Origin of the sequence: Paenibacillus sp. EKM10P, assembly GCF_011800655.1 — a bacterium.
GTDB classification, from domain to species: Bacteria; Bacillota; Bacilli; order Paenibacillales; family Paenibacillaceae; genus Paenibacillus; species Paenibacillus polymyxa.
The window spans coordinates 546,288-563,536 of the sequence record NZ_JAALET010000001.1 but is presented as its reverse complement, the minus strand read 5'-3'; the positions used below and the strand labels follow the sequence as shown (position 1 = coordinate 563,536).

Below are 17,249 nucleotides of genomic sequence, written 5' to 3'. Positions count from 1 at the left end.
ACATTTAGCCTTGATCTTCAACGACCATTCATTTATTGTAGATTTAATTAAGAATCATTCTCAATTATAAAGACAATACGAATATCCACCATCCCATAAATAGGGGATTTAGGAAGAGGCACTTTAAGAATCTCCAGCTTTCACGATAGGAGTAAACGATGAACGCACATTATACTAAATTTGCACAGCTTAAGAATGATCAACAACCAATCATGGAAATGGGAAATAAATCACCCTCCTCTCCTACATACAAGCACACGCTAATCGACCGCTTGCGTACTCAGATTTCTTTTGATGCGGCATGCTGTACCTCAGTAGATCCGCGAACGCTGCTTTCCACGGGTGCATTTACGGAGTCGGGTGTAGAGGACATTCATAGCAAACTGCTAGAATACGAGTATCTGCACGATGATATCATGAAATACGATCAATTGGTGCGAGAAGGACAGCCTATCGCGACGCTTCATGGATCTACACAAGGCCAGCCGGATCGCAGCACACGTTTTAGAAATGTTTTGCAGCCCGCTGGATTCGGCGATGAGCTGCGTATTCCATTTATGTACAAAGGAAGCTGCTGGGGATTTCTTACGTTGTTCCGCCACTATGGAAAGCCTGTATTCAGCGCGGAAGAGCAACAACTGCTTGAAGCGTTAGCGCCATCCATAGCCTACCATCTGCGTCAAACCAGTGTCGGTGTATCTCCAGCCCCCGCTATGGCTATGGAACATGAACTTGAGCCAGGTGTTCTGACGCTTTCCGCTCAACTAGAACCCCTCTCGTCCAATATAGTAGCAGAACAGTGGCTAAAGCTGCTTCGGCAGCAGGAGGGAATCCATGAGGACGAGCTGCCGGCCTCTGTTCGGGCGGTAAGCTTGCGAGCGCTATCCACTTCTACTGCACCAGCCAGACTATGTATCCCTTCCGCAGACGCTGAAACTCCTTGGGTCACGATCAGAGCCACTCTCCTGCAAGGCGGACGCGAGCATATGGGCGAGAAGCAACTGGCCGTATGGTTTGAGCCTGCTAAAGCAACGGACATGTTGCCGCTTATGGCTGAGATCTACTCATGGACTGAACGAGAGAGACAGCTTGTCCGGCTCATTGTCCAAGGCTTTTCTACCAAGGAACTGGCAAGTGCACTTCATATTACGGCCTACACGGTGCAGGATCATCTGAAAGCCATTTTCTTGAAAACAGAGGTAAGCAGCCGTCGTGAGCTAGTATGGAAGGTATATTCCAGATTCAATTAATTATGTAAAAAAGACAGATGACCCGGTTAAGGATCATCTGTCTTTGCATCACTGCTCTATTGAGACGCAAGAGTCTTATTTCTGCGAAGAGGATTTCGTATCATCGTATGATACTGGTGAGGGCTTCGCAATCCATTCATCAGCCTCAGGCTCGATATCCACGCCATTGTCCAGCTTCGTTTTCTCCATCAAGGAATCTCCGTCCTCGTTCTTCTTGTTGCGGATTTTCGCTTCGTCTTGAGTGTGGTCGCTCATGTTGATTCCTCCTTTTTTAATTTCATCTGATGGTTGTACCTTACTCATAATTACCCATTGCCGTCCTGTACAAACCTCTACACCACCAGATGCCCTTTTTTATCCGCCGGTCCAATGGTCGCCTCAATGCCAGCATTAAACTCCAGAAAGTCGCTCTCTACTCCATCACTAAAAATAACTCCATTCTCCGGCATCTGCGAAGCAATTCGCAGCGGTCTTTCAACGGCCACCTGTCCAAACACCAGCTCCGCAGCAGTCGTCCGACTGGGGAATGGTTCTCTCACTGTAAAATAAAGCGAAGGCGAGCTCCAGGTTGCACGATGATCATGCCCCATTCCTTCTACTGTCCCTTCCTGGCTGAAAGCAGCATCTGACATCAGGTGATCTGGAGTCAGCGAGACCGGATGCCGTGTAGCACTGCCGACAATCCCGGCCGCTCCAGCCAGCACACTGGTCAGCCAGCCCGTCGCCCCCAACCCGGTAGAAACAATAATACCGCTGGACGATTGCTGCTCTACCTGATCCTCCAATCTCAGCTCATATCTCGCAGAAACATGAGTTTTGCGCCCGATGAACAAATCGTTCACAGCATATATGGATTGGCCATCATTTAGTTGGGCCTTAGCCAGTGTAACCTCCTTAATCGGCCGTCTGTGCACGAACACATCCGGCACCACCCAGCGCAGATCAGATACAGTAAACGGCAGCAATACCCCATCCCAGCGCAATGGATCTGGATTTACGCCGATTAGCGGCTGCTCGGTCAAATATTTTAACGTGTTGGCTACCAGCCCATCCTGACCCAGTACCACCACCGTATCCTGCTCACCAAAAATAAAGTTCGGCACATGTTCCCGCTCCACAATCTGGACACGCCCCAAGGCCGATAACTCGGACGTCGCCGTTGCCACCGCCCTGCGGTAATTTTCATCCTCCAGCACATAATCACTAAAATCCGCACCCAGCCGTTCCATAAAGAAGCGAGCCTGCTGCACCGTATTGTAACGAACAATCAGTTCCTCCAGTCGCGTTTTACGCTTCACCAAAATAATCTTCTGCTCAGTCATTCGGCTGCTCATCGTGATCTTCCTCCAGACCCTCTCGATCCTGCTGATCCACTTGTTCCCGTATCTGACATGAGACCTTGCAGCAGATCAGGCGTAATATTCAACTGACCAATTTTCCCTGCATTTTCTGCTAGCTCCTGAAAGGCGATCGCAATCAGCTTATCCGGGCTCATATCCATGTTGGCCATAGCTTGAAGTACGTTAGGCTCGACATCTTGCAACGATTTCATCACCGCTGTCAGCTCATAGGCCTTGGCATCAGCTTCGGCCTTTTTATTCGTTACGGTCAGCTCAATCAGTTCGCGCTTTTTCTCTTCCAAGGCCGTGTCAAACCGTAGCTGCTCCTCCTTCATCTCACTTTGCTTTTGCTTTACGGAACGCTCGGCATCCAGTTGGGTTTCGCGAATCTGTCTCTTTTTCGTCTCCACCGCAATTTCCGTATTCAGCTCATTTTCCTTCACACGCCGCTCCTGCTCTATGGATGCGTTACGACGCTCGTACAAAGCGTGATCCGCACTGCGAAGAATTTCCTCTCTCGCCTGCGCCTCCAGTGCTCTCATCGTCTCCTTATTGGGTAAAATTGCCAAAATGGACAGCCCCATGACCTCAATACCCAGTTTCTCCATTTCTGTATGCTGAGCAATATCCTTCGTCATATTTTGAGCCAGACGTTCACTGGACTGAACCGCTTCTTTGAGTGGGACACGTTCCAAATACTTTTTGGTAAGCACCTTGGCAATGTTAATCACCCGTTGGGCCAGCTTGCTTGGATCGTCCGAAATGTAGCGTCGTTCCTTCAAATCATACGTGTAGTTTAAAATCTGCGTCGTTCTGCGGTAATCCACGATCCGATAAGTCAGTTGCCCCTGCACGGTCACCGCCTGGAAATCATTTGTCATATCTTCAAACATAAACGGTACATCAATGGAAGAGACAGGCACGACAACGACCGAGGTGGTCGGCGCGTAGTAATAAAAAGATAACCCAACACCCTCTCGAACCACCTTCCCGTTCTTCACCTTCATGACATACTCACTGGGCTGAAATTTAACAAAATTAAATCCAAACATTAGCGCTTCCTCGCTTTCTTTACAGTATTTATTTTTTGTTATTTCTATATTGTTATTATCAATTTGTTATTAACAATAAAATAACACAGATAATCCATAATATCAATATGACATTTACAAAAAAAATAAAGGCCGCTTCCTCTCCGATACGCTCGGTTAAAGGAAACAGCCTCAGATTTCTTGCAATTTATTTTATAAGTACACTTTCAAAAATTTTATACCTAACTGCATATTTAAATGGAATCAGCAGCAAAACGAACCGCTCTGCTAACTAAAACAGGCAGCACGGATATATGACCTTCATCTGTAAATTCTCGGTACTCTACGTGTAGTCCTAGATCGTCCCTAGTCGTTAAACGCGTAGCTAAGTCCCTGGCCTTTTCCTGCATGCCAGTAAAATGTCCAGTCTCTAACTCCCCTACAGCAATCAGCAGCTTTTTATTCCAATGCTTCTGCGCAATGGAAGCTACAAACTGCTTCTCTTCAGCCATAATAACTTGTCCTCCCCAGTGTATAGACGGACTTCCCGCCACATACACCTGAAAAGAGTCTGGTCTTGTAAACAGGGTATGCAATACGAACAGTCCTCCAAGCGAATGCCCGAAGATCGTCTGTCGGTTGCGGTCGATAAGAAAATCACGCTCGATCATTGGCTTAAGCTCATCTTCAATAAATGACAAGAAATGCTCGGCGCCCCCGCTTTCTTTGGAGGCATCTTCATTTGGCTTTACCGGAAGCTCCACAGCCGTCCCGGGCAGTGTAAGATCGTAATATCGTGAAGGATGAAAGGGAGCCTCTGTTGGATAGCCTATTCCTACAATGATAGCTGGAACAACCCCCGTTTTGTCAGGTCGTCTCCCCTGAACGCGCACCGCTTCCACCATGGTTCCAAAAACAGAATTGGCATCCAGCACATAAATAACGGGATAGCCAGATACAGGAGGTTCCTCGGCAGGAATGGCAATATAAATATGGTACTCACGGTTTTCAGCCTGCGAGTACATTACTCGATGCTGACTGCGAGGAACATACACAGCTCCATGTGCATCGCTGGAATGATAAGCTTGCGTAGATAGATCTTTAATGGGAACAACCTCCTTTAGAGCCCGAATTCGAATGAAATTAGGCCGTTTTTTTCATAAGCAAGACTACAAAATAAGGGACCCCGATCACCGCAATAATCAGTCCAACGGGAATTTCCGCAGGCGCAACCACCGTTTTGGCAACAAAATCAGACAACAGCACCAGTACCATACCGACCATACCACATACGGGAATCACAAAACGATGATGAAGGCCAACAAGCCTTCTGGCGATATGAGGAGACAATAAGCCTACAAAGCCTATTCCTCCAGAAACAGACACACAGGCACTCACCAGTCCAATGCTGGACAGCAAGAGAATAGACTTTTCCTTTTCGGTCGCAACGCCAAGACTTTTAGCTGTATGTTCATGTAATTGAAATAGATCCAGCACATACGATTTCAACCAAATAACAGGAATTAATATGACAAGCCATGGAATTACGGCAGCAACCAGCTTCCAATCAGCACTCCAAATACTGCCCGACATCCATACTGTCGCCATCTCGAAATCCGAGGCTTTCATTTTCAGCGACAGATATAAGCTTAAGGAACCGAAGCCAGAGCCAATCGCGATACCTACAAGTAGCAGTCGCTGCGAATCCAGACGTCCTGCTTTCCAAGCAAATAAATAGATCAGCAGCGCAGCTACCAAACCTCCAATCAAGCCGAAAAAGGGCATAGCCAGCGCCGCAGTCCAGCCTGTCGTCTCCATCTGTCCCTGGTAAAAGAACATAAATATGACGATTGCTGCCCCTGCCCCTGCGTTAATGCCTAAAATGCCGGGATCGGCCAAACCATTCCGTGTAACTCCCTGTACCGCCGCCCCAGCTATCCCCAGACCTAAGCCGACCAAGGCCGCAATCACAATACGCGGTAGCCGAAAATCAAAAATCACCAAATCCAGCTGCGGAGTAGGGTGGATACGGAACAATGTCTGAATTACTTCCTGAAGGGTCATGTCGAACTCTCCATGGGTCAGACTAACATAGGAGGCTGCTAAAATAAGTGCAGCCCCACCTGAAAATACGAACCACAGCCGTTTCACACTAATTTTACGCATGCTCTCCCCCTCCTTTTCTACGTATTAAGTACAGAAAGAAAGGGATGCCAATGACCGAGGTAACCACTCCAATAGGCGTTTCAAACGGATAATTAAGAAAACGGCTCAACACATCAGACATGCCCAAAAAAATACCACCGATCAAACCAGAGCATGGAATGACCCAACGGTAATCTACTCCGATTAAATATCGGGTAATGTGCGGAATCAACAAGCCAACAAAAGCAATTTTCCCTGCCAGCGCAACAGAAACACCTGTCAGCAATGCTACACAGAGCATCGCCCCCAACTTGACTGGTAATGCCCGCTGTCCCAGACCTGTGGCCACGTCGTCGCCCAAAGACAGTAGTGTTATTGGCTTGGCCAGCAGCATTGCTCCTACAATTGCCACAAGAGCAAAGGGAATTGCCAATTGAATCATCCCGGGGTCCATTTGGTGCAGACGAGCGTTAAACCAGAAGCTTACATTTTGCGATACATTAAAATAAATGGAGAGAACGGCCGACAGGCTGCTTAAAAACGTGCCAATGATCGTTCCCAAAATGGCCATACGAACCGGGGCAAGACCGCCGGGAATCATCCAGGCTAAACCGAACACAATAGCCACCCCCAGAGCAGATCCCACAAAAGAACTTCCAATCAGGCCCATCGAAGTGGAATTCGGTGCAAGGATCATCATTAAGGTGATCACAAACGCCGCCCCATCCGACACCCCCATAATTGAGGGTGAAGCCAAGAAATTCCGCGTCATTCCTTGCATAATGGCTCCTGAAATCGCGAGAAAAGCACCGATTAATATAGAGCCGACCGCTCTAGGCAGACGCGAGTTTAGAACGACCTGATGGTCCACGTTTCCAGCATCAAAATGAAAAAAGGTAGCAGTTACCGTCTCCCATTCTATCGTCTTGGCTCCGTACATCACAGACAGCAGTAATGTTAGTACGATAAACAAGGGAGAGACGAAGATTACAAGGTAAGGAGAGATCAACTTTTTTCCCATGTTCCTACCTTTACTGCGAAAGTCGGTTCATAACCGCTTCCAAAAAGGCAAGTTTGCTCCATGAAGTACCACCTTGAGCATTGGGATCTACAATGTTGACGAAGGTTTTCCCATTCTTGACGGCATTGATGCTGCTCCAAATCGGATTCTTCTCCAAATCTGCCAATGCCTGCGGCTGGTCCTTGTTCTCTCCTTCGGAGAATTGCACGAACAGATAATCGGGGTTCATATCAGCCAATTTCTCCAGAGAAACCGCCTCTTGTGCTTTAACTGTATTTAACTCTTCCGGTACCTTAGCTCCTAGATCAGCATACAGCGAAGGATTGAAATATACATCCGCAGGGTATGCATACAGATTGCCTGTACGAATCCGTACCATGAGTACCTTTTTATTTCCCCATATTGGTTTGAGCTTCTGTTGGGCCGCCTCCGCATCTTGCTTGTACTTGTCGAGGATCTCCTTCGCCTTCGCCTCTTTGCCTGTAAGCTGTCCCAACATTAATAGATTCGCTTCCCAGTTCGTTGAAATATGGGATACTGGAACCAATGGAGCGACCTTCCCTAGCTGTTCTGCCACCGCAGGCCGAAATTTAGAACTCCCAAGAATCACATCTGCCTTCAGTTTCAGGATCGTTTCAGCGCTAGGTTGCATTCGGTCACCAACGTCTGCGGCTCCTTCCATCGCTTTTTCCATGAACTCAGGAAATTTTCCGCCCGAAGTAACCGCCCCAGTTGGTTTCACTCCCAGGACAGCTGCATCTTCCATCGCTTCCAGACTAGCTATAATAATATGATCCGTCTTGGCCAGCTTATAAGTCTTATCTAGATATGTAATCGTCTTGGCACTTTCTACGTCAGAAACAGACGTTTGTGTCGATGCATTGGTATTCTTTTGAGCTGAGCTATCCACCTCCTTCACCTTTCCACCACATGCCGTCAACAGCAAACTTGCCGATAATAAGGTACACATCCATACTGCAAACTTCTTCATAAACTGAAAGACTCCCCTCTACCTACTTGAATTTACAGATAATAATTATCATTATCATTGATAACTATTATCAATAGTAGGAGAGAAATCGGCGTATTGCAATATTTTTTCTAATATTTATTAAAAAGAGGGCTCTCTTCCCCTGGAATCATTGCAATTAGGAAGTATCAGCCTCCCCTGTTTTGTTGGATATCATTCACATTCCATTCTTTATAAAACTGCTCCAAATACATTTCCATCCATTGATGCCGAACCTTCGCCAGTTCTCGGGCATACGGGGTATTCATTAAATCCTTGAGCTTGAGCAGCTTTTCGTAAAAATGATATATGGCACTTTTACCTGCGGCGCGATAATCATATTGTGAATAGTCTTGATCCGGATCGTGCATGATACTGCCTTTTGAGCCTGCATACATAAAGGTTCTTGCAATCCCAATCGCTCCCAGAGCATCCAACCGATCTGCATCCTGCACAACCTGACCTTCCAGCGTTTCCATAGGCGGATTTTGTCCACCATTGTAGGACATTGTAGCAATAATGCTCATCACGTGTGTGATCACATCCGCATCGTTTACATGCAGATGCAGCCACTGATCAACTTTATCCAGCCCCGCTTGTTTGGATTCATTTAATTTTTCATCCGCTACATCATGCAGCAGTGCTGACAGCTCGCACACGAACGGATCTGCACCTTCTTTTGCAGCAATTTCAACAGACAGCTTCCTCACCCGGTCAATATGCCACCAATCATGACCACTGTGGTCATGCTCCAACTGCTGCTGCACATACGGCTCTGCCTTTTGAATAATATCTTCCATCATCGCTTCCTGCTGCTCTGTTCGTCTCTTCATAAGTCACCTTTCCATCCCGTCCATATTTGCTATGTGAGGTTGGTTTATTTTTTTATATGCTTGTCCATTTGCTTAGCGCGAATCATCGAGAGCGCCTTACGGGCTGCTAGCTTCCCATTAGGGCTTCCATGCTTCACTACTTCTTTTAACAATTCGGTCGCGGGTCCATACCCATGATATCCCAATAGAATACATGCACGTTCCTGTACATACATATCTTCATCATCCACATAAGGAAGCAATGAATCCACCTCACTAACAGGTGTAATCGCCATTAAGCTGTAAAGAAGCTGGCACCTCACATCATCCTCCATTGATGAATCCTTTTCTAGTATAGCCTGCATTTCATGCATACAGCGAATATCTTCTGCTAGTTGTTCGGTGCTTATGTCGTTGTCAGACGGGTAATCCTTACGCAGCTGTTCCCAATCCAGCTCTGGGTTTTGCTCCAACTCTGCAATCAGCGAAGCTGTACTTCGGTACCTGGGTGACAAATCTGTTTCCTCGTGATTGATGTAACATAATTTATATGCTAGTGGCCCCTCTACATATAGACCTACATAATTAGAATGTTCATCCGTCCATAGAGGAATGATATATTTGAATACCTCGATCTGCGCAATCCACTCGATACTCTCGGCAAGCTCCTGTTCACTTAGCAATCGTAGCTGAACCTTCTGCCCTTCCTGCTTCTTGCTATGGATTAGTAAAGCTTCCAGCGTATCGTCAGGTAGATCAATCGCTTGGCGTTCAAGCACCTCTTGTAAGCTCATTTTTCCACACTCCTAATCTTTTCTACTCCAAATCTATTATCTAATCCCTGAAAAGGACAGGCTATCTCCATTTTATTCTATATGTGTATGGTATCCAACCTTAGGTCGACAAGTCCGTAACTATGCAAAAAAAAGAACCCCCTTAACCACATCAGCTGTAGTTAACGGAAGTTCTTTATTAAACTGATCCCCTTATTTTATTCCACGACACCAAGCTCGCGGTTTTTTTCCTTGAAGCGGCTGTTGTGAGAAGATACATATGCGGCTTTATCAGCTGTCGGATCAATGTACAACTTGGCGCTGTTGAGGGCAAGAGCAGCATCTGTGAACGTACCTGCAATCAGATACAGCTTGCTTCCGTACTCGACAAAATCGCCTGCAGCAAAAATCCCCGGTAGATTCGTTTCCAGCTTGTCGCTTACGCGGGCATGCCACTCTCCCATATCCAGTCCCCAATCTCGCAGCGGGCCGAAATCGGATTTTAGGCCATGATTTACGATAACTGCATCAACATTCAGCATCTCTATTTCGCCCGTATCTACATGATTGATCGTCACCTGCTCAATCGTCTCTCCGTTGTTGCTATGTAACTGACTTACCGCATAAGGTGTGAGAACACGGACCGAAGAGGACTTCATACGGGCTACATTTTTCTCATGTCCGCCAAAATGATCCCGACGATGTACAACTGTCACACTCGCCGCAATAGATTCCAGCTCATTCGCCCAATCTACCGCTGAGTTGCCTCCACCGGAAATCAGGACATGCTTGTCCCGGAACGGCTCCAGCTCTTGTACGGTATAATGCAGGTTTGTAACCTCGTAACGGTCAGCACCTTCAATCTCCAGTTTAGCCATTTTGAGAATACCATAACCTACAGCCAGAACGATCGTACGCGTCCAATGCTGTTCCCCTGTGGCTGAAGTCAGCAGGAACGTACCATCTTCTTGCCGATCCATCCCTGTAATCTGTTGTCCCAATACAATGGTAGGCTCGAACGTTCGTGCCTGCTGCTCCAGCTGGTCAATCAGCTTTTCACATAAAATCGGAGTTACCCCGCCAACATCCCATATCATCTTCTCCGGGTATATGCGCATCCGTCCGCCTAGCTCATGCTTGGCTTCGATCAGCTTGGTTTTCATATCTCTCATGCCACTGTAAAACGCAGTATACATACCGGCAGGACCGCCGCCGATGATCGTTACATCATATAATTCCAAGGACTCTGTCAATCTGCAACTCTCCCTATCATAGCGTATTATGTCTGCTTCTATTATAAGTGATAATAATTATCAATATCAATTAAGAAATAAAAACATATCTGTGACAGAGGTATTAGTGACTTTGGAACTACGTTTATACAGTTATTTGGCTACTGCTTTCGTTAATCTTGTGGATTAGGCAGGGATTGCTGCACTATTGCACGCAATGCTTTTTCATTCAGCCCAGTCTGTACAAATTGAAAACGGTGACCTGCCAGCCTCTGAACTCGATCTATGATCTGACCCAGATGATAAGCCGTATGCTCCACCACATGGTAAACGTCATACATATTTATATCGCCTGTGTTGTCCAATGCTGCACAGAAGGAAGAAAAAGCATCTTCAACTTCCTCCATAAGCTGTTCTTTGTTTTGCACTGAAGGCTTGAAGCTATCCTCCATACCTTGCTTGTATGTAATCGTCGAATCCATGAGTTTGACTGCATTTCTACGCACATGCACCATTATATGATGGACAATTCCTCCAATACTGTTCTGTTCCGCTTCACCAGTGCCCCATAACATGGTTTCATCCAAAAGCTGGATGCATGCCCGCAGCTTAACCAAGTATTGATCGTACATTCTGTGCTTGGATATGATCTTAAATTCATGCATGGAAGAATTCATATGTTCATTTCCTCCTTTATCTTTTCAGGTGTATTTTTTGAAAAAGTCACTTCCGTGGATCATCCAATATCGTTCAGCAGGAGGGACCTCTTCCAAAAAGTTCAGATATTCCCCTTTCCACCCCACCGGGACATAGTGTTCGAAAGAAGCTGGCTCTGGAAATAGGGAGTAGAGAACTTTCTGGTCAAAATCAACATACAAAGCAGGACAGAATTCCAACACTTCATCCTTATGCTGGATTGCTTCATCTAGCATTTGGAGCATTGTAGTGAGTTCTCCCGCAGCCACCTTATATTCACAGATGTGTTCCAAAAATGCTCCGGCTGTGGTCTCATCCAAAATAGCGATGCCAAACCGTTCCTCCATCTCGGTATTCAAAAACCAATACTCTCTTTCCGTCACATACCAATTCCATTGTCCCTGAAACATGACACCGACAATGATATTTTGCGCATATTCAGGCCATATTTTCATGAGTTTTTGCGTTCCCCTCCCTCACTTACAGCTCGATCCAAAACCGGTTTACACAGTTGCCATCTTCCTCTATGTAATCCTTGTCCGGTATTCCGCCGTTTCGCAGAATCGTTCTTTTGGAACTGATATTATCGGAGTCGCATACGACGAGGGCTTTGGAAATACCCAACTCTTTTGCTTTCCCCAATGCTAAGGCCAGCATAGTCACAGCATACCTGTTCCCTCGTGCAGAAGGACGGATACCATAACCGATATGACCGCCAGCGTTTAACAGATGCTCATTAAGATCATGACGGATATTCACTGCTCCGACGACCTGATCATCTGCATCCACCAGCCAGTAGGTCGAACTTTTAATCCAGCCTTCAGACAAGCCAATTCCATTTTTCTGGTGACTTAAAAGCGTCAGCATACCTTCAAAATCATACGGTTCTATAGAAATCACCCAAGGCACCATATGCTCCTGGTTTTTTTTCCATTCCTCATAAAATGAAAGATAAGCATCCTTCCAGCGCCGATCCGGCTCAACCAATCTGATGGCCTGCATCCTACTCACCGCCCCCTCATTAAGCACTCCATGTATCTACTAATGGTCTCGTCATCTCTACACCCCATAGTTCTTCATCGTTGCTTCCAATGTTTCATCCGTCTCTGCCAGCCACACGGAACTAACCTCAAAGGTTCCCGGCTTGAAAAACAATGGGAATCTCCGCTTAAACCAATCCTGCATCGGCAAATGTAGTGCTTCCTTCATATCCACCCACAGTAGTTCTCCCTCAGGAGGATTTTTTAATAGCTCACCTTCCGTTGCTGTAGCCAAATAATTAAAGACCATATATCTCAGCCCTTGGTTTGGATCACAATATTCGTCGATTCCTTTAAAAACAATTTCCGTAACCGTTAAGCCTGTTTCCTCTTTTACTTCGCGAATGGCTCCATTCACAATGCTCTCTGGGAACTCTACTTTTCCTCCTGGAGCAATATAACCCGGAAACCCCTTTCGATTGGGTCTGTTCATTAGCAATACCTTGTTTCCATCTTGAATCATGCACATGGTATATATTTTGTGTGTCACTTCTGTACTCAATCCGATCATACCTTTCTTTATTCACATGCTCTATGATCTAGCTTTTAACTTTCTCACCGACATATCTTGGTTGAATATGGTATTCACCATAGAACGATTACAGTCCCTCGTCAAACAACTGTAGACCTATGATTTCAAAGGCGACACCGTCACCCGCTTTAACGTGGATATCACCATTCAATTCGTCAGAATCCAAAACAAACGTAGCCTCTCCTACAACAATCTCCAAACAGTCTATCCCGCCTGCTTCGCCTTGTATCACTTGTTGTATCATCCCTTGAATCCAATAGTCACCTAGCTTTGGTTGAGGTTGAACAATGCCTGTCTTTTCCGTAGGCCTCAGTCTTCTGAACCCTTCTATACTGGATGGAGAAGTCTCGACCGAAATGACACAGCCGGGAATTAACTTTTCCAAGCTTTGTTCATACGGAACAACATACGCATATCCCGAGGTCAGTTCATGCCGAAAATATGTCCAGTAGCCGTATATCTTTTCCTCGCCAATATTACGAATGATAATCTTTTCATCTTGATTTACTTCCTTGATCTGTACGCGCATTTATGAAGTCCTCAGTAGATATTTTTCTTATAATAATAATGTTTAAAGCCTCTAGGAGCCTCATCAATGACACCGACTACTTCATACCCCTGCTTTTCATAGAATTCAGGTGCTTGAAAAGAAAAGGTATTCAGTTGTATCAAAGTACATCCTTTATCTCTAGCGATTTGTTCAATTCCACTAAGTAATTGCGAACCGTAGCCCTTTCCTCTATGACCCTGATCTACCCACAAAATATCAATCTCCACCCAGTTCCAACAAAGTACACTTAGAAGACCACCGATGACCTGACCTTCTCCATTTTTGAGCGTGAGATTAATCTCTTCATATTGGGTTTGAATATCTGCCGGGACGTGTTTTGCATTAAACTCAATCAACTTGTTTCTGACGAAACGAGCTTCATCCCTACTACTTCGACTCCATTGAGGTTCCAATGTCATGACTTAAATCCTCCAATTAGAAAGTATAACAATCTATAAAATACTAAAGTTAAAAGCCTTCCATCTGCCCACTGTTATTTATTGTAATACTTTTTTAGGTTTAGTCACATGATTCATTTTGAACTACTATAAAACGCGAAAGCAGGCTCCCTATGTAACAGAGAGCCTGCTGTCTTTTCTATCCATCGTCTGTCTTGCAGGAGAAGAGATAGGATGACTAAATAGAAATATCCAGTGATTTTCCAACCCCAGTAATATCACTGCCATTCGAGCTGCTGGTACGAGTCATTTCCATATTGCTTGGAGCGGACTTTTCCATTTTTGGTGTTGACGTGCTGCTGGATTGAGAACTTTGCTGTGCAATCTGAGCTTCAATTTGCTTAATTTGCTGCTGAAGCTGCTTCATTTTCGTTTCTTTTGTATCCTTATTATCTTTGCTTTGCTGGACCTTATTGTACTCTGCTTCAAGCTGGGCTTTTTGCTTTTCCAAACTGGCTGTATCGTTGGTACTGGATGAAGATGAAGTTGAAGTATTGACAATAGATATAGAGCTACTAGATGTAGTTGAAATATTCACAGAAGGATTCTCCTTTTTAAAAGCTAAGTTTGAGTTACAAGTGTGGGCTAAGCGTTTTTAAGGTATGCTATGGCACCCTCAAGATTATGACGAAGACGATACAGATTGTTCAAAAATCTTAGCGATTTTATCGAATAAAACTGATACTTCTTCATCTGTCGCATTCGATTCATCTGTGTTTCCCCAAGCGTTTTTTAATGCAGAAATCAGGTCTGTTTGCGGGTCTGTTTCTAAAGATATGGAGCCGGATATAAGCTCGGAACTCAGGACGTTTTGCAAATCACTCAGTAAGGATCTTTTTTCATCTACGGTAAGCTATTTTTCAGATGTAGTGGTGTTATCCTCTTGATTGGTGGTCTCCTGAATATTCCATGCAAATGGGGGCATAATTCCACCCATCGCCTGCATCATTGGAGGCAGACCGCTGCTATCAACCTCAGGTCGGAATGAGTCACCTTCAGGCGACGGTGCAGGGCGGTTATTCTGGATCGTTTCAGCTACTTTATCGAATAAATCTGATACTTCCTCATCTGTTGCTGTCGAAAGATCCACCCCGGATAACAAGTCGCTGACTGTAGCCAAAGGATTGTTTGTACTGTTATTGATTTTATTCGTTTCAGATAAAGCACTTGAAGACGTCAAGTAACTTTGTAAATCTGACAATAACGCTTTCTGTTCGTCCATAGTCAGCGCCACAGTATCCTGGTCGTATTTGTAGCCATAACTGTAGTTTTCCGTAGGAAGCGGAGCCTGCATACCTCCGGCGTATTCCATAAATTCCGCACTTAATTCGAGTGAATCGCTGGATTTCTTGTGTGTGGTATGCCCCGCGTTATTTAGTCCATTCTCATTTGACTTCAGCGTATTCGAGTTTTCGTAGGAAGTCGAAGTCGTGATGAGATGCCTGTTGATGGATAATGACAAAGTAGATCCCCTCTCAGTGTACATAATGTTTTTAGCTGCCTACCTCTCTTTCATCGGTTGTAAAACTGAAGGCAGCCTGAGAGAATGCTGAATGATAACTGAATGAATTCGGACTGTCCCATACTGCACTCCTTTTCTTTCTTCCTAGACTATAGTCAAGGAAAATCCCCTCCGCAGGACGGGGAACCGAGCCCTACTCCAGACAGGAGCAAGTAAAGGGATAATTTGTTACTCTTAGCAGAGAATAAATGAACGCATTTTGAAATTTGAAGGTAGGGGAAAGAAGTATGATCCGTATTAGTCATTTAGTTCACGAGAGACTTATGTTCCTATTCAAATTTTTGTACTCGCCTGCATATGTGGGTAGCGTAACACCCAGTTCCAGATTTTTAGCTAAAAATATGATAGAATCCATTCCATGGAGTGATGTTCATGCCGTGGCTGAGCTTGGGGCTGGAACAGGCGCAATTACCCAATACATCCCGTCTACGACAAAAATTCAACCTAAGGTTTTGCTCTTTGAGAAGGACCCGACCATGCAGCAGAGTTTAAAAAGAAGATTCCCGAATTATCTGTGCTATTCCGACTCGCGCGAGCTTCAGCATGCTATGAAAAATGCTCAAATTGAACAGCTTGACTGTATAATCAGCGGGCTGCCATTCTTCAACTTTCCACAAGCGATGCGAGATCAAATCGTAGAACAAATTCATCGGTCACTCAGGGATGGAGGGATGTTTGTCGCCTTTCAATACTCTAAACAGATGAAACAGCAGTTAGGTGAATGGTTTGATATTGAAGAAATCAAGTTTGTACCTATGAATGTTCCACCCGCATTCGTGTATGTATGCCGAAAGAAAGCTTAAGAAAGGAGTATGGGGATGGATGTTGAATATTTGATTTCCATTATCGAACAATATGGCTATGCAGCATTATTCTTCTCTCTATGGCTCGGAATTGTGGGACTGCCCATTCCAGACGAAGTTATAGTGATGACTGGCGGGGCCGTAACAAGCATGGGGATACTTCATCCGTTACCTGCTTTTTTAATTGTATATCTCGGGGTTGTATCAGGCCTATCCTTAGGTTATGTGTTGGGGAGAAGCTTGGGTACACCCATTTTGGATCGTTTGCGCCGAAAGAAGAAAATGGACAAGTACATTACTTTTTCAGAAAATTTAGTACATAAGTATGGAAACTTCACGATATGCATCAGCTACTTGCTACCGATCGTTCGCCACATTGTCCCTTATATTGTGGGGATCAATAAAATGAGTTTTAAGCGCTACGCTCTATTCTCTTATTCAACGGGCTTGATTTGGACGCTGATCTTCTTTTTGCTCGGACGTCTCTTTGGCGATCATGTACAAGCAGCAGGAGAATTGATTCATCGTTATGGCTTGCAGGTGGCATTGCTTCTCATCATGCTGACAATTATATTTTTTATAATGAAATTTGTGTGGGGGAAGAAAACAACGGAGGATTAGTCTGAGATAAAGCTCACCAAAGTCAAAAAGACGTTTTTAAGTATTTTATCACTTTGATTATTCCTTATTTATGGTATACTTTTCTAATACAATATGCGGCTATAAAGGGCGGTCGGCTAGTCTCCCAGAAGGGAGGTGATGCCCATGGAGGTCAAAGATGCTATCTCCTTAATGATCATGTTTGGTATGTTCATTTTGGCGTTACTTACCTACATGAAAAAGAAATAGACCGCCCTGACCAAAGGTAAACGGTCTATTCTCGACCATATCTTACGCGGCCAACTGCTCTTTATGCAGTTTCTTTATGCAGTTATTGTATGGTGGAGTCGTGTTAGCGCACGGCTCCTTATTTATTCTTACCTTATTATAACCGATTTTATTACGTAATTACATGTCTTTGTTACTCGAATTTCT

At 45.0% G+C, this 17,249-nt stretch carries 22 protein-coding genes; 4 read left to right on the top strand and 18 right to left on the bottom strand.

Annotation, left to right across the window (positions count from 1 at the left end; genetic code table 11):
- Positions 1-158 precede the first annotated feature (158 nt).
- Entirely contained in the window at positions 159-1,250 is a 1,092-nt protein-coding gene (locus HFE01_RS02520; protein ID WP_107733951.1) for a LuxR C-terminal-related transcriptional regulator, read from the top strand.
- A gap of 75 nt (positions 1,251-1,325) precedes the next feature.
- Here HFE01_RS02520 and HFE01_RS02515 read toward each other — a convergent pair whose 3' ends face one another.
- The 18 genes from HFE01_RS02515 to HFE01_RS02430 form a co-directional block, all read right to left on the bottom strand.
- Positions 1,326-1,505 (bottom strand): hypothetical protein, encoded by a 180-nt coding sequence (locus HFE01_RS02515; RefSeq protein ID WP_013370039.1) that lies wholly within the window; start codon positions 1,503-1,505, stop codon positions 1,326-1,328.
- A gap of 77 nt (positions 1,506-1,582) precedes the next feature.
- The gene (locus HFE01_RS02510) at positions 1,583-2,584 is read right to left on the bottom strand and encodes a diacylglycerol kinase catalytic domain-containing protein (protein ID WP_167438206.1); all 1,002 of its coding nucleotides are present in this window, start codon (positions 2,582-2,584) and stop codon (positions 1,583-1,585) included.
- Positions 2,581-3,642, bottom strand: coding sequence for an SPFH domain-containing protein (locus HFE01_RS02505; RefSeq protein ID WP_090887899.1), 1,062 nt, complete (start codon positions 3,640-3,642; stop codon positions 2,581-2,583). Before HFE01_RS02505 ends, HFE01_RS02510 begins: the two co-directional genes overlap by 4 nt.
- A 233-nt stretch (positions 3,643-3,875) precedes the next feature.
- Positions 3,876-4,646 carry an alpha/beta hydrolase gene (locus tag HFE01_RS02500; protein ID WP_045243999.1) on the bottom strand — a complete coding sequence of 257 codons (771 nt, stop codon included), beginning with the start codon at positions 4,644-4,646 and terminating at the stop codon, positions 3,876-3,878.
- A 118-nt stretch (positions 4,647-4,764) separates the two neighbouring features.
- Positions 4,765-5,787: a FecCD family ABC transporter permease gene (locus HFE01_RS02495; RefSeq protein ID WP_107733953.1), complete on the bottom strand. Its 1,023-nt coding sequence runs from the start codon at positions 5,785-5,787 to the stop codon at positions 4,765-4,767.
- Positions 5,780-6,787, bottom strand: a complete 1,008-nt coding sequence (locus HFE01_RS02490; protein ID WP_107733954.1) for a FecCD family ABC transporter permease — start codon at positions 6,785-6,787, stop codon at positions 5,780-5,782. The genes HFE01_RS02495 and HFE01_RS02490 overlap by 8 nt, the downstream gene beginning before the upstream one ends.
- Positions 6,788-6,797: 10 nt before the next feature.
- Complete coding sequence (locus tag HFE01_RS02485) at positions 6,798-7,778, bottom strand: ABC transporter substrate-binding protein (RefSeq protein ID WP_107733955.1); 981 nt, start codon at positions 7,776-7,778, stop codon at positions 6,798-6,800.
- Between the two features lie 167 nt (positions 7,779-7,945).
- Positions 7,946-8,629: an HD domain-containing protein gene (locus HFE01_RS02480; RefSeq protein WP_107733956.1), complete on the bottom strand. Its 684-nt coding sequence runs from the start codon at positions 8,627-8,629 to the stop codon at positions 7,946-7,948.
- A 44-nt stretch (positions 8,630-8,673) separates the two neighbouring features.
- Entirely contained in the window at positions 8,674-9,402 is a 729-nt protein-coding gene (locus HFE01_RS02475) for a HEAT repeat domain-containing protein (RefSeq protein ID WP_107733957.1), read from the bottom strand.
- Positions 9,403-9,599: 197 nt separating this feature from the next.
- Entirely contained in the window at positions 9,600-10,634 is a 1,035-nt protein-coding gene (locus HFE01_RS02470; protein WP_016820622.1) for an NAD(P)/FAD-dependent oxidoreductase, read from the bottom strand.
- A gap of 152 nt (positions 10,635-10,786) precedes the next feature.
- Positions 10,787-11,290 (bottom strand): DUF1572 family protein, encoded by a 504-nt coding sequence (locus tag HFE01_RS02465; protein ID WP_107733958.1) that lies wholly within the window; start codon positions 11,288-11,290, stop codon positions 10,787-10,789.
- A 24-nt stretch (positions 11,291-11,314) separates the two neighbouring features.
- Positions 11,315-11,764 carry a hypothetical protein gene (locus tag HFE01_RS02460; RefSeq protein ID WP_107733959.1) on the bottom strand — a complete coding sequence of 150 codons (450 nt, stop codon included), beginning with the start codon at positions 11,762-11,764 and terminating at the stop codon, positions 11,315-11,317.
- Between the two features lie 25 nt (positions 11,765-11,789).
- Positions 11,790-12,311: a GNAT family N-acetyltransferase gene (locus HFE01_RS02455; RefSeq protein ID WP_107733960.1), complete on the bottom strand. Its 522-nt coding sequence runs from the start codon at positions 12,309-12,311 to the stop codon at positions 11,790-11,792.
- 57 nt (positions 12,312-12,368) lie between these two features.
- Positions 12,369-12,860 carry an 8-oxo-dGTP diphosphatase gene (locus tag HFE01_RS02450; protein ID WP_045244005.1) on the bottom strand — a complete coding sequence of 164 codons (492 nt, stop codon included), beginning with the start codon at positions 12,858-12,860 and terminating at the stop codon, positions 12,369-12,371.
- A gap of 88 nt (positions 12,861-12,948) precedes the next feature.
- Positions 12,949-13,410 carry a hypothetical protein gene (locus HFE01_RS02445; protein ID WP_044785840.1) on the bottom strand — a complete coding sequence of 154 codons (462 nt, stop codon included), beginning with the start codon at positions 13,408-13,410 and terminating at the stop codon, positions 12,949-12,951.
- 11 nt (positions 13,411-13,421) lie between these two features.
- Positions 13,422-13,850, bottom strand: a complete 429-nt coding sequence (locus HFE01_RS02440; protein ID WP_107733961.1) for a GNAT family N-acetyltransferase — start codon at positions 13,848-13,850, stop codon at positions 13,422-13,424.
- 217 nt (positions 13,851-14,067) lie between these two features.
- Positions 14,068-14,427, bottom strand: a complete 360-nt coding sequence (locus tag HFE01_RS02435) for a FlxA-like family protein (protein WP_044785838.1) — start codon at positions 14,425-14,427, stop codon at positions 14,068-14,070.
- 315 nt (positions 14,428-14,742) lie between these two features.
- Positions 14,743-15,351 carry a hypothetical protein gene (locus tag HFE01_RS02430; protein ID WP_243208119.1) on the bottom strand — a complete coding sequence of 203 codons (609 nt, stop codon included), beginning with the start codon at positions 15,349-15,351 and terminating at the stop codon, positions 14,743-14,745.
- 287 nt (positions 15,352-15,638) lie between these two features.
- Here HFE01_RS02430 and HFE01_RS02425 point away from each other — a divergent pair, with 287 nt between their 5' ends.
- The 3 genes from HFE01_RS02425 (at position 15,639) to HFE01_RS27685 (ending at position 17,063) form a co-directional block, all read left to right on the top strand.
- Complete coding sequence (locus HFE01_RS02425; protein ID WP_107733962.1) at positions 15,639-16,214, top strand: class I SAM-dependent methyltransferase; 576 nt, start codon at positions 15,639-15,641, stop codon at positions 16,212-16,214.
- Positions 16,215-16,229: 15 nt separating this feature from the next.
- The gene (locus HFE01_RS02420) at positions 16,230-16,835 is read left to right on the top strand and encodes a DedA family protein (RefSeq protein ID WP_016820632.1); all 606 of its coding nucleotides are present in this window, start codon (positions 16,230-16,232) and stop codon (positions 16,833-16,835) included.
- 138 nt (positions 16,836-16,973) lie between these two features.
- Positions 16,974-17,063 (top strand): putative holin-like toxin, encoded by a 90-nt coding sequence (locus HFE01_RS27685; protein ID WP_305954445.1) that lies wholly within the window; start codon positions 16,974-16,976, stop codon positions 17,061-17,063.
- Positions 17,064-17,249: the final 186 nt, after the last annotated feature.